Genomic DNA, 22036 nt, shown 5'->3' on the forward strand with positions numbered 1-22036 from the left:
TCACACGCCCCGAGCCTGCCGGGGTCCGGTCAGCAGGCCCCATTCAATGAGGGAGCAAAACGAACCATGACAGCAGCCAAAGCATTCGCGCTATTCGTCGCGACCATCCTGACCATCGCGCTACTCGTCGCCGCCATTTGGGCGATCCGCTACTACACCGCCGAGGTGCGAGGCGTGATCTCCGGCGAGGAGCAGATCGAATCGGCCCCGTCGCGGATCAGCCGGTACGAGCATTTCTTCGATCTGTGCGCATCGGTTCAGACGCAGAAAGCGGCCCTGGCCGCGCAGCGAGACCGCCTGGAGCGCGTCACTGACGACGGCGTGCGCGACCGCATCGAAAGCAACATCGCGGGGCTCACGACGCAGGTGGCGCGCACCGTCAACCGATACAACGCCGAAGCCTCGAAGGACTACACCAGCGCCCGCTTCCGGGCCTCGAATCTGCCCTACCAACTGTCCACCGAAGGAGACACGACATGCGCACAGTAATCGCCACCATCGCCCTGGCCGCTACCGCGCTCACGCTGTCTGGCTGCAATGAAGCCAGCACCAGCCAGCAGCAGGAGACCGCGCGCGACAACATCATGGACCGGGCGCACCAGAGCGTGCGAATCCCGGAGGTGAGCAACTTCCTCACCCGCGAATATGTGGCGGAGTACATGCGCCGCATGGACGAGCCCAACAAGACGTTCTACGTCTACGTAGTGGCCGATACCGGGCAGATGCTGGGCTACTACGTGGCCCGCAGCGCGCCGGTGAACATCTGCACCTTCCTGACCCCGCCGGACCGAGTAGAGCGGACGACCAGCAGCAGCGTCGGGCGCGTTCTGCGCAAAGCATCGGGAGCCGACGGGGTTTACTACGGGGATTCCGCCTGCAACACCGAATACTTCTTCGACGCCGAAACGGATGCCCTGGTGCAGATCCAGGGGCTGAACCTGTTTGTCAGCGACCAGCCGCTGGAAATGGATGCCAAGCCGATCCGCGTACAGACCACGGACTGAAAGGAGAAACGATGCTCATCCTCACCCGCAGGCCAGAAGAAAGCCTGATCCTCTACGGAGGCACAGGCGACGAAATCGAGATCAGGGTGCTCGGCGTCAAGGGCAACCAGGTTCGGGTCGGGATCACCGCGCCGAGCCACGTGACGGTTCATCGCGAGGAAGTACAGGCGCGGATCGACGAAGCAGCACACAACATGGAGACGGAATAATGGCACGAGGCGTCAACAAAGCAATCCTCCTTGGCAACCTGGGACAAGACCCCGAGCGCCGGGAGACCGCCAACGGAACGACGGTCACGAACCTGAGCGTCGCCACGTCCGAGCAATGGACCGACAAGAACAGCGGCGAGAAGCGCGAGAACACCGAATGGCACCGGGTGGTGATGTTCGGGAAGCTCGCCGACATTGCCACGCAGTACCTGGCCAAGGGTGCGCAGGTCTACATCGAAGGCAAGATCCAGACCCGCAAGTGGCAGGATCAGTCCGGCAACGACCGCTACAGCACCGAGATCGTCGCCAGCGAAATGCAGATGGTCGGCGGCGGCCAGTCCGGCAGCCAGCAGCCCCCGGCGCAGCAGGCGCCCCAGGGCGGCGGGCCGGTAGACGACGACGTGCCGTTCTGAGGAGAGAGCCAATGGATCCATGCAGCATAGATATGCCGACTTCCAAGCCGTTCCCGACCCGCACTATTGAGATTGTCACCTGGCTGGACTCCTACGGCGCTGGCCCCGGCTGGACGGACATCAACGATCTGGAGGCCACACCGACCCGAGTAACCAGCGTCGGCGTGGTGGTAGCGGAGCGCAACGGCGTGCTGGTGATTGCGCCTCATGTCACCGAAGGGCCGGACGGTGCGAAGCACATCTGTGGCGAAATGCACATCCCGCGCAACGCCGTTGTGTCGCGCGTAGTCGTGAACCGCGGGAAGGAGGTGGGCCGTGAGTGATCACCCATTCGACCGATGGGGCGGACCAGCCTTCCCTACCCAGTTGAAGCAGGGGGCAGAAATAACGACTTGGCGCGGCCTTTCGATTCGGGACTGGTTCGCCGGGCAGGTGGCGCAAGGTGAGTGCGCAGCCAGCACCGCATCCAGACCGAAGCCCGAAGAACTGGCGCAATACGCCTACGAGGTCGCCGACGCGATGCTCGCAAAACGGAAAGAGGACGACGACGATGCAGATTGACCTCAAGATCCTCGACCCGCGCATCGGCACGGAGTACCCGCTACCCGCGCCGGCCACCGAGGGATCGGCTGGCGTGGACCTCCGGGCGATGGAGTACGAGCCGGCGACTCTGGACCCAGGCGACTGCCGCCTGATCCCGACCGGGCTGTCGATCCACGTCGCGGACCCGGGCTACGCCGCCATGATCCTCCCTCGCTCCGGGCTGGGCCATAAGCACGGGATCGTCCTCGGCAACCTGGTCGGGCTGATCGACAGCGATTATCAGGGGCCGCTCATGGTCTCCTGCTGGAACCGGGGGCCGGATCTTTTCACGATCAACCCCGGCGACCGCATCGCGCAGCTCGTGATCGTGCCCGTCGTACAGCCGCAGTTCCGCGTGGTGGAGTCTTTCCACGCCACTGAGCGCGGGTCCAGCGGGTTCGGCTCGACTGGGGGTGCGTGATGGACTGCTACTGCGGAGAAGTCGCGGACGCCACATGGACGCAACGGCGTCGCGCCAACCGCCCCCATCAATGCGGCGACTGCGGCCGGAAGATCCAGGTTGCTGACGAATACGAAGAAACGCGCACGCTGTTCGACGGGCGTTGGTACAAAACCAAGGCCTGCGGTCACTGCGTTGCAGTGCGCGAGGCGCTGAAGGCGCGTATCCCGTGCTTCTGCTACCTACCGGGCGGCCTGTACGAGGACGAGGGGCTCTCGGCCTACATCGCGGACCTACGCGCGGCCGAAACCGGAGACGCCTTTTCTGTACTGCGCCTGATTGCCGCCGGGCGCCAGGCGAAGCGGGCGAACCCGTGGACGGCGGTACACCGCCGGCCGCAGACCACACAGACACAGCCGAGGATGGATGCATGACTGACCGAGTAAAAAAGCGCAACGCAAAAGGCCGACCGATCACCGATGCGCTCGCAAGCAAGATGAACGAAATGTACTCGCTACTCCTGACGCTGGAGCGTGCAGAGATCGACGCCGTGCAGGCGGACATTGACGGGTTTAGCGAAACAAACTGCAGCTGGCTGGCGTATCAGCACCAGGGGTTCGTGCGCGAACTCGTAGCCGAAGCGGTCAGCGAAAACGACCGCCAGCGTCGGCTGCACCGCGCGCGGATGGGAATGGATCGTGAGTGAAGATGTTGTGAAGCGGCTGGACGACCTAGCCGACCTGAACCAAGCGTACTCCGTAGGCGACATGGCGAACGGGCTAAACCGGGCCGCCGACGAGATCGAACGCCTGCGCGCGGAGAACGAAGCGCTGCGGGAGGCAGCGCGGGAGGCAGCGCGAGAGGTGCTGCGAGCGATGGGTGCGCTAACTGTTCATGGTGTGCCAGTACTAAAGCTGGATTCCCGAACAGATATGGCGACCACAAAACTTGCGAAGCTGATCGAAGTCGCCTACGCCCACGACAAAGGAGCCGACCATGAACGATAAACACCACGGCCCGCACTGCGCCGGCTCGTGCGAGGGCGCGGCCTATCAGATCGAGATCGAGCGGCTCCGCGCTGAGAACAAGGCGCTGCGGAAACAGCTCGCCGTGGCCCGGCGTGACTACGAGGTAATGAACAAGATTCGCGAGGGCCTTGAACAAGCCCAGACGGTGCCTAGCGGGTGGCAGTTGGTGCCTGTAGAGCCGACAGAACAAATGATCGAAGCTACTGAGGACGTGATCGACTGCCCAGTATCAATGTACTACGCCATGCTCGCAGCCGCGCCGAAGCCGGGAGGGGGTGCGTGATGTGTATCTCAGGATGGACGCTGCTCGCGGTGATTGCAGCCCTTGGCACGTTGGCTTTGATGTTGGCCAACGCATGCCTCAAAGAGATGGCCGGTCGCGAGCTGGAGCGGCGACGAGCGGATCGTGCCGAAGCGAAACTCAAAGATCAGGGAGGTGAGTGATGGGCTGGACCAGGCACGAAGGAACAATCTCGCCCGCGCTGGCTCCGGCAGCGCTCATAGACAGCATGGAGACGTACCTCCCCCTCACAGACCCCGAAGGCGTTCAGTATTGCAGCGCGGAGGGGTTGGAGCCCTGGGCGGAGTATGTGGCGACAGGGCGGATTTCCGGAGCCAGGCAGTACCAGCTTCGCCCGCGTGTTCCCGAGGCTGTCGGACCTGTCGAATGGGTAACTACAGGCGGATTTGATAAGCGAGCGCCCATGACCCATTACCACCCCGGACGCTGGCAAGACTCGCTGATGCGGGTTTGGAGGGGAGAATGACCTACCGCGACCTCAAGCGCCTCGCCCACGACGTCGGCCTGACCCGCGCCGAAGCCGCCAGCCTGCGCGGCCTGACCGAGCGCGAGCTGTCGGCAGAGATCAAGCGGCTGGACCCGGGCGGGACGATTGCTTGGCCGGGGGAGCTGATCGAAGAACCGCCGCGGCCCCGACAGATTGCTGGGTTTGCGGTGCCGGCTACTCGGGGCGCTTGAGCCCGTCCAGCCAGTCCGCCCACTGCTGAAGCATATCCCGGCGCTGTTCGTACCACTGCGCGCGGTTGTAGGCTCGCCCGTGCATATCCCGGACGCGGTGGCCGAGCTGCATTTCCACGACCTCCACTGGCCAGCCCAGGCGCTCAACAAGGATCGTGCGCGCCACGGCCCGGAATCCATGCCCGCTCTGATCGGCGAAGTCGATCCGGCGCAGCGCCGCATTGACCGTGTTTTCGCTCATGGGGCGGCCGCGACCACGCATTGAGGGGAACACGTATTCGCCGCGGCCGTTGAGCGCCCGCATTTCGTCGAGGATCTGCAGGGCCTGGCGCGGCAGTTCGACCAGAAGCGGGTCGCCGTCCTTGGACGGCTGGAAATGCCAGACCTCGCCCTTGAAGTCGTCCCAGCGCAGCTTGCGCAACTCACCTGGCCGGCAGAACAGGATCGGGGCCAGGCGCAGCGCCCCGCGCACGGTGGCTGTTCCGGGGTAGTCGTCCATCGCGCGCAGCATGGCGCCCAGCTGGTCGAGCTCCAGCACCGCCTTGTGGTGCGTCACCCGCGGCGATCGGAGCATACCCTTCAGGTCTCGGGTCACGTCGCGCTCCGTGCGCCCCGTCGGGATGCCGTAGCGCATCACCTGCCCGATCAGCGCACGGACCCGATGCGCGGTATCCAGCCGCCCCTGGCGCTCCGGAACGCGCAGCGCCTCCAGCACCTCGCCGGCGGTGATCTCACGCACCGGCCGGCGCCCCAACAGCGGGAAGGCGTAGACCTCCAGGCGGCGAAGGTTGCGCTCCGCGTGCTTCTGCACGGTCTCGTGCCGATGTAGCGTATCCCACCACTCGCGCGCCAGCCCCTCGAAGGTATCCTCGGCCGTTTGCACCTGAGACCACCGACGCGCCCGGCGGTGGGCCACCGGATCAATGCCCTCCTTGATCAGCTGCCGCGCCTCGTCCTTCAGCTCGCGCGCACGGGCCAGCGAGACCTCGGGGTAGATCCCGATGCTGTACGTGCGCTCCTTGCCGCCAATGCGGTAGCGCAGCTGCCAGTACCGGCCGTGCTGGTTCACCACCAGGGTCAGGCCCTGGCCGTCCGCCAGCTTGAATGCCCGGCCTTCGTACTTCGCGCGCTTCACCTGGGCCGCGGTGAGCTTGTGGGTTGCGTGGCTCATGTGGGTAAAGGATCCGTCCTTGTGGGTATCTACCCGCAAGCCTACCCGCACTTGATCGGCACTGTCACGTACCGTCTGAAACAGGGAGAAACAAGGAAATGGCTCTGTGAGGCCAAAAAAAGGGGCGTATGGAACGCCCCGGAACACGGAAAAACAGGGAAATGGAGGCTGGGGTCGGAATCGAACCGGCGTACACGGATTTGCAGTCCGCTGCATAACCACTCTGCCACCCAGCCTGTATCGGGTGGGTTCCGGTCCGCGAACGCACGGGCATCTGCGCGGGCCGAAACAGAAAACCCCGGCGGAACCGGGGTTTCAGGAATCTGTTGGAGCGGGAAACGAGATTCGAACTCGCGACCCCAACCTTGGCAAGGTTGTGCTCTACCAGCTGAGCTATTCCCGCTCTTCGTTATCGGCGCGTATTCTACCGCAGATTCCCGGCAGGTCAATACCCGCGGTAGCCGATCGCCCCGGCGCCATGCACCGCGCGGTCAAACACCACCACATGGTTGCGTCCGGCATTCTTCGCGACATACATCGCGGCGTCTGCCGCCCGCGACAAGCCCGGTCCGTCGGCAGCATCCAGCGGAAACAGCGCAATCCCGATGCTGCAGGAAATCCCCACCTCGACGCCGTCGCAGTCGAACGGCTCGGCCAGGGCGGCACGGATCTTCTCGCCGATCGCGGCGGCCTGCGCCCGGCTCTCCTGCGCCGACTGAAAGCGCGGCAGCATCACCACGAACTCGTCGCCGGCGATGCGCGCGGCGACATCGCTTTCCCGTAGCGCGCCCGTCAGGCGCCACGCCACCTCGCGCAGAAGGAGATCGCCCACCGCGTGGCCATAGCGGTCATTAACCGGCTTGAACTCGTCCAGGTCCACGAACATCAGGGCCACCTGTTGCCCCTCGCGCCGCGCGCCGGCCAGCTCGTGCTCGAGGATCTGATAGAACAGGGTGCGATTCGGCAGGTCCGTGAGCGGGTCGTAATGGGCGAGGCGCTGCATCTGCTCCTCGGTCGCCTTGCGCTCGGTGATATCCCGCGCAATGCCGAGAAGCTCTGTAACCCGACCCTCGGCGTCCAGTACCGGCGAGAGGTTGCTGGTATGCCAGCGATAATGCCCGTCCTGGTGGCGGATTCGATACTCGATGCCACCGGCCTTCTGGCCGGTGCGCGCGATGTGGTCGAGGAAGGCGTAGCAGGCCGGCAGGTCCTCCGGCGCTACGTATTCGTCGATGGAGTGCTCGATCGCGGCGCTCACCGGGTGCCCAAGGTTCTCGGTCCAGTTGGGCGAGACGTAGGTCAGTACCCCGTCCGGACGCAGCGAATAGATCACGTCGCTGGCCGTCTCCACGAAGGCGCGGAACTTGGCCTCGCTCTGGCGCAGCGAGGCCTCCAGTTCCTTGCGCTCCGTGATATCGGTGGCGAAGCCGGTCCAGACGATCGTCCCGTCATGCAAGCGGCGGACGGTATCGTAGGCGGACAGCCACATCTCCCCGCCCCCGTGACACCGCATGCGAAATTCCATGCTCCAGGGCTCCGCGTGCTCCGCGGACTCCATGGTCGACCGCATGACCCACTCGCGATCATCCGGATGGATGCAGTCGAGCAGCGGCCCCCCGTCGGACTTCAGCGCCTCCCGGTTCACGCCGAACCAGCGCTCTACCACCTCCCCCACGTAGGGGTAAGCGAAATGCCCGTCCGGCCCCCGGCGCAACTGGTAGACGAAACCGGGAAGCAGCCCCTGAAGCGCCTCCAGCGTCTGGATGTTGTCGAGGTCTAGCTGGGGGCCGGGCATAGGCGCTCCCGCGGGCGACACGTGGTCGATCATCGCAGTGTATCGCCAAACCCCGGCGCGGCGGAACGCACCGGGTCGCCCGGTGGGCGCCGCTTGTCGCGTGGCGTCAGGGACGCCGACTAGAAGGGATTGCGCCGCGTGTCAGTTGCTTCGCGCGGCAGCCAGCATGTACTGGATCATCGAGACCAGCGTGAGCGCCGCGGCCAGATACAGCAACCACTCGCCGATCACGAAGGTGGGGAGCCCGGCGATCGGCTCCGCCCACAGCAGCAGGAAGATCGCGACCATCTGGGCCGTGGTCTTCACCTTGCCCACCCAGGACACCGCCACCTTGGCGCTGCCGCCGATCTCCGCCATCCACTCGCGCAGCGCGGAGATCGCGATCTCGCGCCCGATGATCACGATCGCGGCCAGTGCCAGGCCCAGCCCCGGGTTGTGATCGACCACCAGCACCAGCGCCGCGGCCACGATCAGCTTGTCCGCGACCGGGTCCAGGAAGGCGCCGAACCGGCTGGTCACCTTCCAGCGCCGGGCCAGATAGCCATCCAGCCAGTCGGTCAGCCCCGCCAGGGCGAAGATGATGGCGGCCAGGACGCCGCCCAGCGGCATCGCCAGGCCGTAGAACGCGGCCACCAGCAAGGGGATCATTACGATCCGCGACCAGGTCAGCCAGGTGGGCAGTTGGGGGAACATGGCAGTAGCTTAAGGAAACACTGATTAATGTGCACGCTCGCGCGCGAGTCGCTTTTGCGTGCGTTTAATGCGCAGTGACCGCCGTGCAGTCATTCTGCACAAGCGAACCGCAACGCCGGAGCCCCTTCGGGGTTGGCACCCCAGGTTCCCCGATCCTGCGTTGCGGCACTTGCCGCTAGAACCACTACCGGCTGCGCACCGCGCCTTGACTCGGAAAACCTGAGGTGCCAACGCGAGCGTGCACATTAATCAGTGTTTCCTTAACTCTCGTGAAACTGGTCGTAGATCGACTGCGCGAGGCGTCGATGGATCCCCGGCACCTTGGTCAGCTCCTCGACCCCGGCCCGGCTGACGCCCCGCAGGCCGCCGAAGTGCTTCAGCAGCGCGCTGCGCCGCTTCGGCCCCAGCCCCGGAATGGCCTCCAGGGTCGATTCCTTGCGCGCCTTCGCGCGGCGGGCGCGGTGTCCGGTGATCGCAAACCGATGGGCCTCGTCGCGGATCTGCTGGATCAGATGCAGCGCGCCGGAATGCGCGGGGAGTATAGAGGGCGCCTCTACCCCGCTCAATATCAGGGTTTCCATCCCCGGCTTGCGCTCCTCGCCCTTGGCCACGCCCACCACCTTGATGTGGTCCAGCCCAAGATCCGCCAGCACATTCAGCGCCTGCGTCACCTGGCCCTTGCCGCCATCGATGAACAGGATATCCGGTTCCTGGCCCTCGCCCTTCTTCAGCCGCGCGAAACGCCGGCTGAGCGCCTGATGCATGGCCGCATAGTCGTCGCCCGGCTCGATCCCCTCGATATTGAAGCGGCGGTAGTCCGACTTGATCGGCCCCTCCGGCCCGAACACCACGCAGGAGGCCACGGTGCCCTCGCCCCCGGTGTGCGAGATATCGAAGCACTCCATGCGCCGGGGTGCCTCCTCCAGCCCCAGCTCGGCGGTCAGGGCATCCAGCCGCGCGGTCTGCCCGGCCTGGCTGGCGATGCGGGTCTTCAGCGCCAGCTCGGCGTTGCGCCGCGCCATGTCCAGCCAGCGGGCCCGCTCGCCGCGCAGCGACCACGCCAGCGCGACCTTCCCGCCACGACGTTCCGCCAGAAAGGCCTCCAGTGCCTCCGCACCCTGCGGCTCGTGCGAAAGCAGGATGCGCGCCGGAGGCTCGCGTTCCGCGTAGTACTGCGCCAGCACCGCGGCCATGATCTCGTCCGTATCCGTGGCCTCGGGCACGTTGGGGAACAGCTCGCTGTTGCCGAGATTCTGGCCATTGCGCACGAAGAAGATCTCCACCGCGCAGGCCCCCGCCTCCTGCGCCAGCGCGAATACGTCGGCATCGCCCTCGCCGCCCGAGACGAACTGCTGCTCGGAGATCTGGCGCAACCGCGCGATCTGGTCGCGCAGGCGCGCCGCGTGCTCGAAATCCAGGCGCGCGGAGGCCGCCTCCATGCGCTCCATCAATTCCGCGACCACCGCCTCGCTCTTGCCCTCGAGGAACTTGACCGAAGCCTCCACGTCGCGGGCGTAGTCCTCCGGCTCGATGTAGCCGACACAGGGGGCGGTGCAGCGCCCGATCTGGTATTGCAGGCAGGGGCGGGAACGATGCGCGAACACACTGTCCTCGCACTGGCGCACCTGGAACAGCTTCTGCAGCAGCGCCAGGCTCTCGCGCACCGCCCCGGCCGAGGGGTACGGCCCGAAGTAACGCACGCCCTTCTTGCGCGCACCACGGTGGAACCCGAGCCGGGGATACTCCTGGCTGGACACGTAGATGTAGGGGTAGCTCTTGTCGTCCCGCAGCAGCACGTTATAGCGCGGCCGGTGGCGCTTGATCAGGTTGGCCTCCAGCAGCAGGGCCTCGGCCTCGGTGTGCGTCACCGCCACACGGATATCCGCGATCTGCCGCACCATCGAGCGGATGCGCGGGCCGCGGTCATCGCTGCCACGGAAATAGCTCGCCACCCGACTCTTCAGGTTGCGCGCCTTGCCGACATACAGCACCGCCCCCGACGCATCCAGCATCTGGTACACGCCGGGGGACTGCGTCAGCGACTGCAGAAAGGCCTTGTGATCGAATCCGGTCTCGGGGGTACTCATGATCGCATCAGGATACCGGAACTGCCCCACCCTCCGGCATAGCCCCGTGCGCAGCCGATACCATTCGGGATATCCTTGATGCCATTACTTATAAGTCTTCGCCACTCGAGGCGACGTACCGGGAGGACCGAGCCATGGATATCGCCGAACAGATCTATGAAGAGGTCAAACGCCTGCCCGAGCCCCTTTCGCGCGAAGTTCTGGACTTCATTGGTTATCTGGAATCCAAGCACGGTCTGAGTGACACGCCTGGCGAAGACATCAAGAAGGCCCAGGAAACTGCTCTCGGATCGATCTGGGAAAACCCCGAGGACGAGGTCTGGGATGACCGCTGAGCCGGGAGCTATCGTTGCCATCCCCTTTCCCTTTTCGGACCTGACCACTCGAAAACGCCGGCCTGTTCTCGTCCTCTCCGAGATCGATCGATTCGGCGATTTCGCTGCGCTCGCCGTCACTTCGTCGCCAAACCAGACTCATGCAATAGAAGTGAACCCGAACATGTTGCTGGAGGGTTCACTTCCCAAGACCAGCTGGGTTCGCTACGACAAGATCTTCACGCTCAGTAGCCGTCTGATCACTCGTCAATACGCGAAGCTCGACGCACAAACCGTTGATGAGATCCGGGCGCATTTCTGCCGCCATTTCCATTGCCCGTAGGCGGGGAGCTCGGCCCTGCCCGTAAACTGACCGATTGCCACCGACCCTGCGGGGCCTCGCAATGACAGGGGAAGCACAGCGTCATCGCGAGCGCCGCAGGCGCGTGGCGATCCGGGTGGCCACCCCGGACACAGGCCCTGAGGGCACCGGGCAGACCTTCCGGGCCGGAAGGCTAACCGAGGTGGCTGCGGATACGAGCGAACAGCTCGCTGAACATCGCCGGGGTCAGGCGGCGGGTCTGCGTGTTGTAGCGCGAGCAGTGGTAGGAGTCGATCAGGCGGGTCTTCGCGTCCAGTTCGTGCTCGGCACCGTGGCCAAAGCGCAGGCTGGACAGCGGCAGGCCCTTGGCCCGGAGGATGGCATCGTGCGCGATCTTGCCCAGCGCCAGGATCACCCGCGGCTGCATGGCCGTCATCTCGGCCGCGAGGAAGCCGTTACAGGTACGGATTTCCTCCGTGGTGGGCTTGTTCTGCGGCGGCAGGCATTTGACCGCGTTGGTGATGCGGCAGTCGATCAGCTCCAGGCCATCGTCCGCCCTGGTACTCTCCGGCGCGCTGGCGAAGCCGTGCTCGTGCAGCGTCTCGTACAGCAGGACGCCGGCATAGTCGCCGGTGAACGGGCGCCCGGTGGCATTGGCGCCATGCATCCCGGGCGCCAGGCCGACGATCAGCAGCCGCGCATCCAACGGCCCGAACGAGGGCACCGGGGCGGCATGATAGTCGGCATGCTTGTCGCGAACCTCCTCGAGGAAGGCCGCCAGGCGCGGACAGGCGCGGCAGTCCGCGCGAAAGATCGCGCCCGGTTCAGGAGGCATCCGGCCACTCGCGGTAGGGGTTCCGCGCCAGCTCGGTATTGTAGTAGCGCGGGTCGTGCGAGACCTCGTCGCCCAGCCACTCGGGACGCGGGAACTCGGCATCGCTGCTCGGGAGCTCCAGTTCCGCGACGATCAGCCCGGCGTTGGCGCCTTCGAACACGTCGATCTCGTACTCCCAGCCCTGGACGTCCACCCAGTACCGGGTCTTTTCCACCTGCGGTCCGGCAAGGGTATCCAGCAGGCGATGCGCCTCGTCCACCGGGATGTCGTACTGGTATTCGTCGCGCTCCACGCCGAGGGTCGCGCTCTTGATGTTGAGGTTGGCCCCCTCCTCGTCCACCCGCACGCGGATGGAGGCGCGATCGTTGCCACACAGGTAGCCCTGGCGCATGTACTGCGAGCGCACCACGCCTTCGCGCCAGGCATCACTGGCCAGCAGGAACTTGCGTTCGATCTCGCGCCCCATGTCGTCGACTCCCGTCTTGCGGCGAACCGCCGCATGAATCCTGTGGGAGCCTGCCTGCAGGCGAAGCCCCCGCCCAAGTCTGATGCGTGCGCTACATCCGGATCAGCGCGGAACCCCAGGTGAAGCCGCCGCCGAAGGCCTCGGTCAGGATCAGGTCGCCCCGCTTGATGCGGCCATCGCGCACGGCGGTGTCCAGCGCCAGCGGGATCGAGGCGGCCGAGGTATTGCCGTGGCGGTCCACCGTGACCACCACGTTGTCCATGGACATGTTCAGCTTCTTCGCGGTCGCCTGGATGATGCGAATATTCGCCTGATGCGGCACCAGCCAGTCCAGTTCGGACTTGTCGATGCCGTTGTATTCCAGGGTCTCGTCAACGATCTGGTCCAGTGTGTTCACCGCGACCCGGAAGACCGCGCGGCCCTCCATGCGGATGAATTCCAGATCGGGATTGTCATTCGGCTGGGAGACGCCACCCGGGACCTCCAGCAAGCCCTTGTGATGGCCGTCGGCATGCAGGTGGGTAGAGATAATGCCCGGGTCGGGGGAGCGCGACAGGACCACAGCCCCCGCGCCATCGCCCCACAGGATGCAATTGCCGCGGTCGGTATAGTCGGTGATGCGCGAAAGCGTCTCGGCCCCGACCACCAGCACATGCCGGATCTCGTCGCTCTGCATGAAGCGGTCGGCGGTCGCCAGCGCGTACACAAAACCGCTGCACACCGCCTGGATGTCGAACGCCGGACAGCCGCCCACGCCCAGCTTGGCCTGCAGGATGCACGCCGTGCTGGGGAAAATCTGGTCCGGGGTCGTGGTCGCCACCAGGATCAGGTCGAGATCGGCGGCCCGAATGCCGGCGGCATCCAGCGCCCGTTCCGCGGCCTTCAGCGCCAGGTCCGAGGTGACCTCGTTCTCCGCCACGATGTGGCGCTCGCGGATGCCGGTGCGTTCGCGGATCCAGGCATCCGAGGTGTCGACCATCGCCTCCAGTTCGGCATTGGTCAGGATGCGCTCGGGCAGGTAGCTGCCGGTGCCGCTGATACGTGCATGCTTCACTCGCTGTTCTCCTGCCCGAGGAGCTGGCCCAGCTGCTTGTCGATCCGCCGCGAGATGTTCGCCTCCGCTTCGATGCGGGCGATGCGGATCGCGTGCTCGAAGGCGAGTTCGTCGGCACTGCCGTGGCTCTTGATGACCACGCCCTGCAGGCCCAGCAGCGAGGCCCCGTTGTAGCGACGGTGATCGAAGCGATGGCGCAGGCGGCGCAGCACCGGCAGGGCGAACAGTCCAGCCAGACGTGAATACAGCGAGGCGCGGAATTCGGCCTTCATGTTCGAGGAGATCATCTTGGCGACGCCCTCGCTAACCTTCAGCGCGACATTGCCGACGAACCCGTCGCAGACGACCACGTCCACATCGCCGCAGTAGACGTCGTTGCCCTCGACAAAGCCGATGTAATTGAGACTGGATGCCTCCAGCATGCGCCCGGCCTCGCGCACCCGGTCGTTGCCCTTGATCGCCTCGGAGCCGATGTTGAGCAGCCCCACGCGCGGGGCCTCCAGGCCGTCCACGGCGTTCGCCAGCACCGAGCCCATCACCGCGAACTGGTACAGATGCGCGGCCTCGACATCCACGTTCGCGCCCAGATCGAGCATGTGGGTGTGCCCTTCCATCGACGGCAATGCCGTGGCAATGGCCGGGCGGTCGATACCGGGAAGGGTCTTCAGCACATAGCGGGCAGTGGCCATCAGCCCACCGGTGTTGCCGGCGGAGACACAGGCCTGGGCCGCGCCGTTCTTGACCTGGTCGATGGCCACGCGCATGGAGGAGTCGCGTTTGGTGCGCAACGCCACCGCCGGCAGTTCCTCCATGCCCACGACCTGACTGGCGTGCACGATCTCGACGCGCTCGCGTTCGGCAGCGGACCAGCCGGAGAGGCCCGATTCGATGGTGTCCTGGTCGCCCACCAGCAGCAGGCGGAAGTCGTCCGCCACCTTGAGTGCGCGACGCGCCGCTGGCAGTACGACGGGGGCGCCGTGGTCACCGCCCATCACGTCCAGTGCGATGGTGAAGCTGGCAGTCATGCTCGAGTCCGACGACCGGCCGGGACAGAGCCGGATTCAAACGCGGAAAGGCCACGGTGCAAACGCAACCGTGGCCCCGGGACAGTCATTACCCGGACCTTAATCTTCGTCTTCGTCGACTTCGACGTCCTGCTGGATCACCTGGCGACCGCGATAGAAGCCATCGGGGGTCACGTGGTGACGACGATGGATCTCGCCGGTCGTCGGATCGGTGGACAGGGTGGCGCCCGTCAGCCCGTCATGAGAGCGGCGCATGTCACGCTTGGAACGGGTCTTGCGGCGTTGCTGAACAGCCATGATGCATCTCCAGATTGATCAGATTCCCGTGGCGACGGGAGTGAGCCCGGTATCAAAACGGGCGCAAGTATAACGGTTCGGCGGGGGCAATGCCCCGACCGCGTTCGCTTCACGGGTCGTCCCGGTCCGGGCCGCCCCCCTTTTTCAGTTGTTCCAGCACGGCAAACGGGTTCTCGCCGCGTTCGCCTTCGGTGAACTCGGGCGCCGCCGCCGGCTCGCAATCCGCGTGGCGCGGCACCAGCGGCCACGCCAGCAGGATCTCTTCCTCGATCCATGCCGCGGGGCGCAGCAGGCCGTCGGCCTCGAGTTCGACAAAATCGTCGTCCTCGCTCATGCCGGCCGGCGTGCCCTCCGGCGGCAGCAGCACCGCATCCGCCTCCAGACGGAATTCCCACGCCAGCGGCTGCAGGCAGCGCTGGCAGGTCTGCCACAGCTCGCCGCTGATCACCCCGCTCAGACGCATCTCGTCCAGTGTCCCGCGTTCCAGCAGGAACTTCGCGTGCACCCGCAGCGGGTGTCCCGGCAACGCGTCGGCGCGCAGTCGCGGCAGGTCTTCGGGACGCAGGTCGCCCTCGAATTCGAGGTGCCGGGCACGCGGTTGCCACGGGTCCAGAGAGACGGGGATACGACTCATAACAAACTCTTGGGAAAACCGTTCGGGCCTCCCCGGAACGAGGGCGCGGAATATACGCGCGCGCGGGCGATCTGTCAAAGGGAAACAGAAACTTGCAGCCACCCCGAACGACGTCGATACTCGAGAAGTCATCGACCTGTCCGGGGCCTTCCGTTTGATTCGCAAGCTGCTCATTGCCAACCGGGGCGAGATCGCCGTGCGCCTGATCCGGGCCTGCAGCGAACTGGGCATCATCTCGGTCGCCGTGTACACGGACGCCGACCGCCACGCCCTGCACGTAAAGAAGGCGGACGAGGCCTATGCCATCGGTCCCGACTCCATGGGCGGATATCTCAGTATTCACCGGCTGATCAGCGTCGCGCGCGCCGCCTGCTGCGACGCCATCCACCCGGGCTATGGCTTCCTCTCGGAGAACCCCGACTTCGCCGCCGCCTGCGCCGCGCGCGACCTGATCTGGGTCGGCCCGGACGCCTCGGTCATCCGCCGCATGGGCGACAAGGTCGCCGCGCGCCGGGCGATGATCGAGGCCGGTGTGCCGGTCACGCCCGGCTCCGAGGGCAACCTGGAGGACGTCGCGGCCGCGCTCGAGGTCGCCGAGCGCATCGGCTACCCGGTCATGCTGAAGGCCACCTCCGGCGGCGGCGGACGCGGGATCCGCCTGTGCGAGGATGCGCGCGCCCTGGAGCACAACTTCGAACGCGTGCGCTCGGAGGCCACCCGCGCCTTTGGCAGCACCGAGATCTTCCTGGAGAAGGCCGTGGTCAATCCGCGGCATATCGAGGTGCAGATCCTGGGCGATACCCACGGCCAGGCGATCCACCTGTTCGAGCGCGACTGCTCGGTCCAGCGGCGCCACCAGAAGCTGGTGGAGATCGCGCCCTCGCCGCAGTTGACCGACGCCCAGCGCGACCATCTGGGCGAGCTCGCCGTGCGGGCCGCGAAGGCCGTCGGCTATCAGAACGCGGGGACCGTCGAGTTCCTGATGGACTCGGACGATTCTTTTTATTTCATGGAGATGAACACCCGTCTTCAGGTAGAACATCCGGTAACCGAGATGATCACCGGGGTGGACATCGTGCAGGAGCAACTGCGCATCGCCGCCGGCGAACCCCTGCGCTATGCCCAGTCCGACATCACCCGGCGCGGCTACGCGATGGAGTTCCGCATCAACGCGGAGGATCCGAAGAACGACTTCCTGCCGAGCTTCGGCCGCATCACCCGCTACTTCGCCCCGGGAGGACCGGGCGTGCGCACCGACGGGGCGATCTACACGGGCTACACCATCCCGCCGCATTACGACTCGATGTGCGCCAAGCTGATCTGCTGGGCCCTGGAGTGGGATGACCTGCTGGCACGCTCCAACCGTGCGCTACGCGATATGGGCGTATTCGGCGTCAAGACGACCATCCCCTTCCACCTGGCCATCGTCGACCATCCGGTGTTCCGCAGTGGCCACTTCGACACCGGATTTGTCGCGGCGCACCCCGAGCTCACGCACTTCCCCGGCAAGCGTTCCGATCGCCAGCTCGCGGTGGCCGTCGCGGCCGCCCTCGCCGCTCACCACGGGTTGTAGACCGCAGCCCGCCGCACGGACACCGGAATGACCATGGATCGAGTTCACATCACCGATGTCACCCTGCGCGATGGCCACCAGAGCCTGATCGCCACGCGCATGCGCACCGAGGACATGCTGCCGATCTGCGAGCAGATGGACGCCATTGGTTTCCACTCGCTGGAGGTCTGGGGCGGCGCGACCTTCGATGCCTGCGTGCGCTTCTTGAAGGAAGACCCCTGGGAGCGCCTGCATCAGCTGAAGGCCGCGCTGCCGAACACCCCGCTACAGATGCTGCTGCGCGGCCAGAACCTGCTGGGCTACCGCCATTACGCCGACGACGTGGTCCGCGCCTTCGTCGAGCGCTCGGTCGCCGGCGGCATCGACATCATCCGCATCTTCGACGCGATGAACGACGCCCGGAACCTGCGCACCGCGATCGAGGCCACCCGCGAGGCCGGAGGCCATGCCCAGGGCACACTTTGCTACACCACTGGCCCGGTACATTCGGCCACACAATTCGTCGCCCTGGGACGCGAGCTGGTCGCCATGGGCGCGCAGAGCATCGCGATCAAGGACATGGCCGGGCTGCTCACGCCAACCGCCACCCGTGAGCTGGTCACCGAGCTGGTGGAGGCCCTGGACGTGCCGGTCCACCTGCATGCCCACGCCACCTCCGGTCTGTCCGAGCTGTGCCACTGGCAGGCCATCGAGGCCGGTTGCCGGCATATCGAGACCGCGATCTCCGCCTTCGCCGGCGGTACCAGCCACCCGCCGACCGAGAGCATGGTCGCCGCGCTGGCCGGCACCGAGCACGACACCGGGCTGGACCTCGTCGCGCTGCAGCGGATCGGGATGTACTTCCACGAGGTGCGCAAGAAATACCAGCGCTTCGAGAGCGAATACACCGGCATCGACACCCGCGTCCAGGTCAACCAGGTGCCCGGCGGGATGATCTCCAACCTGGCCAACCAGTTGCGCGACCAGAACGCGCTGGACCGCTTCGACGCGGTACTGGAAGAGATCCCCCGGGTGCGCGAAGACCTCGGCTACCCGCCCCTGGTGACGCCCACCTCGCAGATCGTCGGGACGCAGGCGGTGATGAACGTGCTGGCCGGCGAGCGCTACAAGACCATCACCAACGAGGTGAAGCAGTACCTGACCGGGCACTACGGCCGTGCACCGGGCCCCATCAACGCCGTGGTGCGGCAACAGGCCATCGGCAATGCCGAGGTCATCGACAGCCGCCCGGCCGACCTCCTGGCCCCGGAGATGGACTCGCTGGCCGCCGAGATCGGCGAACTGGCCCGCGGGCCGGAGGACGTGCTGACCTTCGCCCTGTTCCCCGAGGTGGGGCGCCAGTTCCTGCAACAACGCCACGACGGCGCGCTCGAGCCGGAACCGCTGAACCTCCCGGAGAACACCCAGGCGGGCTGCCCGGCCCCAGTGGAGTTCAACGTGACCTTCCACGGCGAGACCTACCACATCCAGGTAACCGGATCCGGCCACCATCGGGAGGACACCCGTCCGATGTACGTGACGGTCGACGGCATGCCGGAAGAGGTCCAGATCGAGACCCTGGATACCATCGAGACCGCCAGTGGCCATGCCGCGCCGAGCGGGGGTGGAAGCCGCAAGAAGTCGCGGCGCGCGACACGCCCCGGCGACGTCACCACGTCGATGCCCGGTACCATCATCGACGTCCTGGTGGCCGAGGGCGACCGCGTGGAGGCCGGGCAGCCGGTGCTGGTGCTGGAGGCCATGAAGATGGAATCCGAGATCGCCGCCCCCGTGTCCGGCACCGTCACTGCGGTGAACGTCGCCAAGGGGGCGGCCGCCAATCCCGACGATGCGCTGATCGAGATCGACCACGCCGATGACTGAGACCGCGCGCAAACTGGTCCTCGCCTCCACCTCGCCCTACCGCGCCGAACTGCTCGGGCGCCTGCGCCTTCCGTTCGAGACCGCCCGCCCGAAGGTGGACGAGACCCCCCGGCCTCACGAGCGCCCCGACGCCATGGTGACCCGCCTCGCCAAGGCCAAGGCCCGCGCCGTGGCCGATGCCTATCCCGACCACCTGGTGATCGGCTCCGACCAGAACGCCAGCCACGCCGACAGCATCCTCGGCAAGCCGGGCGACACGGGCCGCGCGGAGGCTCAGCTCGCGGCCCTGTCGGGCAAGACGGTGACCTTCCACACGGGCCTTTGCCTGCTGGACACCGCCACCGGCCAGGCGCGGACCGGCGAAGTCCCGTTTACCGTGACCTTCCGCGAACTGACCCCGGAGGAGATCCACCACTACGTGGCACTCGAGCAGCCGCTGGACTGCGCCGGCAGCTTCAAGTCGGAAGGGCTGGGTATCAGCCTGTTCGCGCGCATGCAAGGCGACGACCCGACCGCGCTGGTCGGCCTGCCGCTGATCACCCTGGGCGGGTGGCTGCGCGAGGCGGGCATCGCCGTCCCGCCCCGGCCCGCCTGAACCGGCCGCGCGCCCCGGGGCCTATCCCCAGTCCTGCCTTGGCTTATGCCCCAGGATCTGCACGACGGCACCGCGCCCAGTGTGGAACTGCCCCTCGAGCACGTCGCGTTCGCGCTCCACGGCTTCCTCGAATTCGAGCCCGTCCAGCTCCTCGACCAGCGCGTCCCGCGTCATCATCAGCTCGGCTGTGGGCGGCCCGCCCGTCCCCCATTCCAGCTGCGCCGGGGTGTAGGCCTCGAGGATGAACACCCCGCCGGGTCGCAGCCCGGCAACCACCCCGGCATGCAGACGACGCCGGAGCGGCGGCGGCACATGGCAGAAGATGGAGGTAATCAGATCCCAGGAGTTCGGCTCGATCGCGTAATCCGCAAGATCCGCCACCAGGGTGTCAATCTGTACGCCGCGGTCCTCTGCCAGACGCTGGGCCTTCTGCAGGCCAACGGCGGAACTGTCCACCGCCAGCACCTCGAAGCCCTGCTGCGCCAGGAAGACGGCGTTGCGCCCTTCTCCCTCGCCCAGGCACAGGGCCTTCCCAGGTGGCACGTTGGCCACCGCGGTACGCAGGAAATCATTCGGCTCGGTGCCGTAGACGTACTCATCCGCCGCGTAGCGCTCGTCCCACATTCATCGTCTCCTCACGGTTGCAGCCGGGGTTCATCGGTCCACGCGTTTTACCACGCGCGGGGCAGAGACACAGGCCCCTGGGGAAACACTGATTAATGCACGCGCTCGCGCTCGCGCTCGAGTCGCTTTTGCGTGCGAACAAGGCGCGGTGACTGCCGTGCAGTCGTTCTGCACAAGGGAACCGCAACGCCGTGCGCGCGCCCGTTTTTGATCAACAACGGGCGGCCGAGCCCCGTCTTTCACTAGCTTGTGGGGGTTGGCACCCCAGGTTCCCCGATCCTGCGTTGCGCCGCTTGCGGGTAGAACCACTACCCGCTGCGCGACGCGCCTGGTCTCGGAAAACCTGGGGTGCCAACGCGAGCGGGTGCATTAATCAGTGTTTCCCTAGCGGGCGCGATTGCCGGAATGCGGCCTTTACCCTACTCTTGCGCCTCCCCGAGCACTGCGACGACCCCCGACACCATGAGCGAGACCCCCACGCTGCGCACGCGCCTGGAAGGCTTCATCGAGGCCCGGCTGACCCAGCGCTTCATCATCGGCCTGATCCTGCTGAACGCCCTGACCCTGGGGCTCGAGACCTCGGATACCGTGATGGGCTGGATGGGGCCGGTCATCCTGGCCGCGGACGCGATCATCCTGTCGCTCTTCACCGCCGAGGTGCTGGCCAAGCTGTTCGTCTACCGCCTGGCTTTCTGGCGCAACCCGTGGAACGTGTTCGACTTCTTCGTGGTGGGGATCGCGCTGATCCCCGCCTCCGGGCCATTCTCGGTGCTGCGCGTGCTGCGTCTGCTGCGCCTGGTGTCCATGGTGCCGAAGCTGCGCTTCATCGTGGAGGCGCTGCTGCGAGCCATTCCCGGCATCGTCTCCATCATCGGTCTGCTGCTACTGATCTTCTACGTGTTCGCGATCATCGCCACCGGCCTGTTCAGCGAATCCTTCCCGCAGAAGTTCGGCACCCTGGGTGCCACCATGTACAGCCTGTTCCAGGTGATGACGCTGGAGGGCTGGTCCGAGGACATCGCCCGTCCGGTGATGGAGGTCTACCCCTGGGCCTGGATATTCTTCGTGCCGTTCATCCTGATCGCCACGTTCACCGTGCTGAACCTGTTCATCGCGATCATCGTGGACGCCATGCAGCGCATGCATGATCGCGCGATGGAGATCGAACAGCAGATGATCCACGACAGCGTGCACGAGGAGAACCAGGCCCTGCACGCGGAGATCCACGAGATCCAGCAGGAAACCGTCAAGCTGCAGGAACGCCTGGTCCGCATGCAGAACATGCTGGAGAAGCGGGTGAAGTAAGCGCCTTTGCGTGCCCCAATGGGCCCCGTCATTGCCGGACGTACAGCCTCGTGCTTCAATATCAGAAAATGAAGCACACCTGAGGGGCGCCATGAAAGAGCTCAACGTCCGCGAGATGCGGGCCTCCATTGGGCACCTGGACGAAATCGTACAGGCGTCCGGCGAAATTACCATCACCCGTCACGGAAAACCCATTGCACGCGTCCTCCCCGTGCGTCGCGGGCGTCAGCGTCCCGACCACCACGAGCTTCGCCAACGCACCGCGCAACTGATTCCCTCGGAGACCCTCCTCAGGGAAGAGCGCGATGAGCGCGGATGAACGGTGCTACCTCGACACCAGTGCCCTGGCCAAGTGGTACCTGAACGAACCGGGCTCCGAGGCCTTTGTCGACTACCTGCAAAAAGTCGACGTCGCCATCATCAGTCGGCTGGTGGCCACGGAACTGCGGTCCCTGCTCGCACGGCGCCGGCGTATGGGCGAACTGCCGCAGGAGCTGGAAACGATCATCTTCGCCACCTTCCAGGACGACATCTCCAGTGCCTCGTTACAGCTCTATCCCTTCGATGATTCACTCTTCGAGGAAGCGACCAACCTGATCACCCGCTACCCCGAACACCCACTGCGGACACTGGACGCACTGCACATCGCAACCGCGCGGCATCACGAGGTTCCAGTCATCGCCACCGCAGACAACGTGCTGGCGGACGCGGCTTCATCGATGGGCCTGACCGTTCGTCGATTCTGACGCCTCCGGCACCCGACGCGCC

At 65.9% G+C, this 22036-nt stretch carries 31 protein-coding genes and 2 tRNA genes; 20 read left to right on the forward strand and 13 right to left on the reverse strand.

The features are described from left to right. Positions 1 to 66 precede the first annotated feature (66 nt). The 12 genes from F614_RS0106225 to F614_RS0106280 all read left to right on the forward strand — a co-directional run bounded on the left by F614_RS0106225 (position 67) and on the right by F614_RS0106280 (position 4615). Entirely contained in the window at positions 67 to 489 is a 423-nt protein-coding gene (locus F614_RS0106225; RefSeq protein WP_019558520.1) for a hypothetical protein, read from the forward strand. Beyond that, positions 477 to 1004: a hypothetical protein gene (locus F614_RS14085; protein WP_019558521.1), complete on the forward strand. Its 528-nt coding sequence runs from the start codon at positions 477 to 479 to the stop codon at positions 1002 to 1004. The genes F614_RS0106225 and F614_RS14085 overlap by 13 nt, the downstream gene beginning before the upstream one ends. Positions 1005 to 1015: 11 nt before the next feature. After that, complete coding sequence (gene csrA / locus F614_RS0106235) at positions 1016 to 1213, forward strand: carbon storage regulator CsrA (RefSeq protein WP_019558522.1); 198 nt, start codon at positions 1016 to 1018, stop codon at positions 1211 to 1213. Then, on the forward strand, positions 1213 to 1626 hold the full coding sequence (gene ssb, locus F614_RS0106240) for a single-stranded DNA-binding protein (RefSeq protein ID WP_019558523.1): 414 nt from the start codon (positions 1213 to 1215) through the stop codon (positions 1624 to 1626). Before csrA ends, ssb begins: the two co-directional genes overlap by 1 nt. Positions 1627 to 1658: 32 nt before the next feature. Then, positions 1659 to 1949 carry a hypothetical protein gene (locus F614_RS0106245; protein WP_019558524.1) on the forward strand — a complete coding sequence of 97 codons (291 nt, stop codon included), beginning with the start codon at positions 1659 to 1661 and terminating at the stop codon, positions 1947 to 1949. Beyond that, positions 1942 to 2187: a hypothetical protein gene (locus tag F614_RS13925; RefSeq protein ID WP_019558525.1), complete on the forward strand. Its 246-nt coding sequence runs from the start codon at positions 1942 to 1944 to the stop codon at positions 2185 to 2187. Before F614_RS0106245 ends, F614_RS13925 begins: the two co-directional genes overlap by 8 nt. Continuing rightward, positions 2177 to 2629: a dUTP diphosphatase gene (gene dut / locus F614_RS0106255; protein ID WP_019558526.1), complete on the forward strand. Its 453-nt coding sequence runs from the start codon at positions 2177 to 2179 to the stop codon at positions 2627 to 2629. Before F614_RS13925 ends, dut begins: the two co-directional genes overlap by 11 nt. Then, the gene (locus tag F614_RS0106260) at positions 2629 to 3042 is read left to right on the forward strand and encodes a hypothetical protein (protein ID WP_019558527.1); all 414 of its coding nucleotides are present in this window, start codon (positions 2629 to 2631) and stop codon (positions 3040 to 3042) included. The genes dut and F614_RS0106260 overlap by 1 nt, the downstream gene beginning before the upstream one ends. Continuing rightward, positions 3039 to 3314: a hypothetical protein gene (locus F614_RS0106265; RefSeq protein ID WP_019558528.1), complete on the forward strand. Its 276-nt coding sequence runs from the start codon at positions 3039 to 3041 to the stop codon at positions 3312 to 3314. Before F614_RS0106260 ends, F614_RS0106265 begins: the two co-directional genes overlap by 4 nt. Beyond that, on the forward strand, positions 3307 to 3615 hold the full coding sequence (locus F614_RS0106270; protein ID WP_155986833.1) for a hypothetical protein: 309 nt from the start codon (positions 3307 to 3309) through the stop codon (positions 3613 to 3615). The genes F614_RS0106265 and F614_RS0106270 overlap by 8 nt, the downstream gene beginning before the upstream one ends. After that, positions 3605 to 3919 carry a hypothetical protein gene (locus F614_RS0106275; protein ID WP_019558530.1) on the forward strand — a complete coding sequence of 105 codons (315 nt, stop codon included), beginning with the start codon at positions 3605 to 3607 and terminating at the stop codon, positions 3917 to 3919. Before F614_RS0106270 ends, F614_RS0106275 begins: the two co-directional genes overlap by 11 nt. A gap of 480 nt (positions 3920 to 4399) precedes the next feature. Further along, positions 4400 to 4615, forward strand: a complete 216-nt coding sequence (locus tag F614_RS0106280) for a hypothetical protein (protein WP_019558533.1) — start codon at positions 4400 to 4402, stop codon at positions 4613 to 4615. Here F614_RS0106280 and F614_RS0106285 read toward each other — a convergent pair. From F614_RS0106285 to uvrC, 6 genes are all read right to left on the reverse strand, one after another. Then, the gene (locus F614_RS0106285) at positions 4599 to 5786 is read right to left on the reverse strand and encodes an integrase arm-type DNA-binding domain-containing protein (RefSeq protein ID WP_019558534.1); all 1188 of its coding nucleotides are present in this window, start codon (positions 5784 to 5786) and stop codon (positions 4599 to 4601) included. The two genes, F614_RS0106280 and F614_RS0106285, sit on opposite strands and share 17 nt — an antisense overlap. Before the next feature lie 162 nt (positions 5787 to 5948). Then, a tRNA-Cys gene (locus F614_RS0106290) sits at positions 5949 to 6022 on the reverse strand. 91 nt (positions 6023 to 6113) lie between these two features. Continuing rightward, positions 6114 to 6189: transfer RNA gene (locus tag F614_RS0106295), tRNA-Gly, on the reverse strand. 42 nt (positions 6190 to 6231) lie between these two features. Next, complete coding sequence (locus F614_RS0106300) at positions 6232 to 7581, reverse strand: sensor domain-containing diguanylate cyclase (protein ID WP_019558535.1); 1350 nt, start codon at positions 7579 to 7581, stop codon at positions 6232 to 6234. A 141-nt stretch (positions 7582 to 7722) separates the two neighbouring features. Continuing rightward, positions 7723 to 8274 carry a CDP-diacylglycerol--glycerol-3-phosphate 3-phosphatidyltransferase gene (gene pgsA / locus F614_RS0106305; protein WP_018882611.1) on the reverse strand — a complete coding sequence of 184 codons (552 nt, stop codon included), beginning with the start codon at positions 8272 to 8274 and terminating at the stop codon, positions 7723 to 7725. A 260-nt stretch (positions 8275 to 8534) separates the two neighbouring features. After that, on the reverse strand, positions 8535 to 10361 hold the full coding sequence (uvrC, locus tag F614_RS0106310) for an excinuclease ABC subunit UvrC (protein WP_019558536.1): 1827 nt from the start codon (positions 10359 to 10361) through the stop codon (positions 8535 to 8537). 134 nt (positions 10362 to 10495) lie between these two features. On the opposite strand from uvrC, the gene F614_RS0106315 reads away from it, so the two are divergent. Both F614_RS0106315 and F614_RS0106320 read left to right on the forward strand, forming a co-directional pair. After that, a complete protein-coding gene (locus F614_RS0106315) occupies positions 10496 to 10696 on the forward strand; it encodes a DUF2281 domain-containing protein (RefSeq protein ID WP_018876411.1) in 201 nt (66 codons plus the stop codon). Continuing rightward, the gene (locus tag F614_RS0106320; protein WP_019558537.1) at positions 10686 to 11018 is read left to right on the forward strand and encodes a type II toxin-antitoxin system PemK/MazF family toxin; all 333 of its coding nucleotides are present in this window, start codon (positions 10686 to 10688) and stop codon (positions 11016 to 11018) included. The genes F614_RS0106315 and F614_RS0106320 overlap by 11 nt, the downstream gene beginning before the upstream one ends. 172 nt (positions 11019 to 11190) lie before the next feature. On the opposite strand, the gene F614_RS0106325 is transcribed toward F614_RS0106320, so the two are convergent. The 6 genes from F614_RS0106325 to F614_RS0106350 all read right to left on the reverse strand — a co-directional run bounded on the left by F614_RS0106325 (position 11191) and on the right by F614_RS0106350 (position 15308). Then, complete coding sequence (locus F614_RS0106325) at positions 11191 to 11832, reverse strand: uracil-DNA glycosylase (protein WP_018866176.1); 642 nt, start codon at positions 11830 to 11832, stop codon at positions 11191 to 11193. Beyond that, complete coding sequence (locus F614_RS0106330; RefSeq protein ID WP_018866175.1) at positions 11822 to 12298, reverse strand: CYTH domain-containing protein; 477 nt, start codon at positions 12296 to 12298, stop codon at positions 11822 to 11824. Before F614_RS0106330 ends, F614_RS0106325 begins: the two co-directional genes overlap by 11 nt. A 91-nt stretch (positions 12299 to 12389) precedes the next feature. Further along, a complete protein-coding gene (locus F614_RS0106335; protein WP_018866174.1) occupies positions 12390 to 13352 on the reverse strand; it encodes a beta-ketoacyl-ACP synthase III in 963 nt (320 codons plus the stop codon). After that, positions 13349 to 14377, reverse strand: a complete 1029-nt coding sequence (plsX, locus tag F614_RS0106340; protein WP_018866173.1) for a phosphate acyltransferase PlsX — start codon at positions 14375 to 14377, stop codon at positions 13349 to 13351. Before plsX ends, F614_RS0106335 begins: the two co-directional genes overlap by 4 nt. A 99-nt stretch (positions 14378 to 14476) precedes the next feature. Then, positions 14477 to 14674: a 50S ribosomal protein L32 gene (gene rpmF, locus F614_RS0106345; protein ID WP_017942094.1), complete on the reverse strand. Its 198-nt coding sequence runs from the start codon at positions 14672 to 14674 to the stop codon at positions 14477 to 14479. A gap of 109 nt (positions 14675 to 14783) precedes the next feature. Further along, positions 14784 to 15308: a DUF177 domain-containing protein gene (locus F614_RS0106350; RefSeq protein WP_018866172.1), complete on the reverse strand. Its 525-nt coding sequence runs from the start codon at positions 15306 to 15308 to the stop codon at positions 14784 to 14786. Positions 15309 to 15462: 154 nt separating this feature from the next. Between F614_RS0106350 and F614_RS0106355 the strand changes: the two genes are divergently transcribed. Genes F614_RS0106355 through F614_RS0106365 form a run of 3 tightly spaced genes read left to right on the forward strand, consistent with a single transcriptional unit; the run spans position 15463 to position 19339 of the window. Further along, complete coding sequence (locus tag F614_RS0106355) at positions 15463 to 16881, forward strand: acetyl-CoA carboxylase biotin carboxylase subunit (protein WP_018866171.1); 1419 nt, start codon at positions 15463 to 15465, stop codon at positions 16879 to 16881. 33 nt (positions 16882 to 16914) lie between these two features. Then, positions 16915 to 18744: a sodium-extruding oxaloacetate decarboxylase subunit alpha gene (gene oadA / locus F614_RS0106360; protein ID WP_026279192.1), complete on the forward strand. Its 1830-nt coding sequence runs from the start codon at positions 16915 to 16917 to the stop codon at positions 18742 to 18744. Next, on the forward strand, positions 18737 to 19339 hold the full coding sequence (locus F614_RS0106365) for a nucleoside triphosphate pyrophosphatase (RefSeq protein WP_019558538.1): 603 nt from the start codon (positions 18737 to 18739) through the stop codon (positions 19337 to 19339). Before oadA ends, F614_RS0106365 begins: the two co-directional genes overlap by 8 nt. Positions 19340 to 19360: 21 nt before the next feature. Here F614_RS0106365 and F614_RS0106370 read toward each other — a convergent pair whose 3' ends face one another. Then, positions 19361 to 19963, reverse strand: a complete 603-nt coding sequence (locus F614_RS0106370; RefSeq protein WP_019558539.1) for a bifunctional 2-polyprenyl-6-hydroxyphenol methylase/3-demethylubiquinol 3-O-methyltransferase UbiG — start codon at positions 19961 to 19963, stop codon at positions 19361 to 19363. A gap of 462 nt (positions 19964 to 20425) precedes the next feature. On the opposite strand from F614_RS0106370, the gene F614_RS0106375 reads away from it, so the two are divergent. The 3 genes from F614_RS0106375 (at position 20426) to F614_RS0106385 (ending at position 22014) form a co-directional block, all read left to right on the forward strand. After that, on the forward strand, positions 20426 to 21268 hold the full coding sequence (locus tag F614_RS0106375) for an ion transporter (RefSeq protein WP_019558540.1): 843 nt from the start codon (positions 20426 to 20428) through the stop codon (positions 21266 to 21268). A 91-nt stretch (positions 21269 to 21359) separates the two neighbouring features. Further along, on the forward strand, positions 21360 to 21587 hold the full coding sequence (locus tag F614_RS0106380) for a type II toxin-antitoxin system Phd/YefM family antitoxin (protein ID WP_017942101.1): 228 nt from the start codon (positions 21360 to 21362) through the stop codon (positions 21585 to 21587). Continuing rightward, complete coding sequence (locus F614_RS0106385; protein WP_018866166.1) at positions 21574 to 22014, forward strand: type II toxin-antitoxin system VapC family toxin; 441 nt, start codon at positions 21574 to 21576, stop codon at positions 22012 to 22014. Before F614_RS0106380 ends, F614_RS0106385 begins: the two co-directional genes overlap by 14 nt. Positions 22015 to 22036 lie beyond the last annotated feature (22 nt).

Origin of the sequence: Thioalkalivibrio sp. ALE12, from assembly GCF_000381105.1 — a bacterium.
Taxonomy (GTDB): domain Bacteria; phylum Pseudomonadota; class Gammaproteobacteria; order Ectothiorhodospirales; family Ectothiorhodospiraceae; genus Thioalkalivibrio.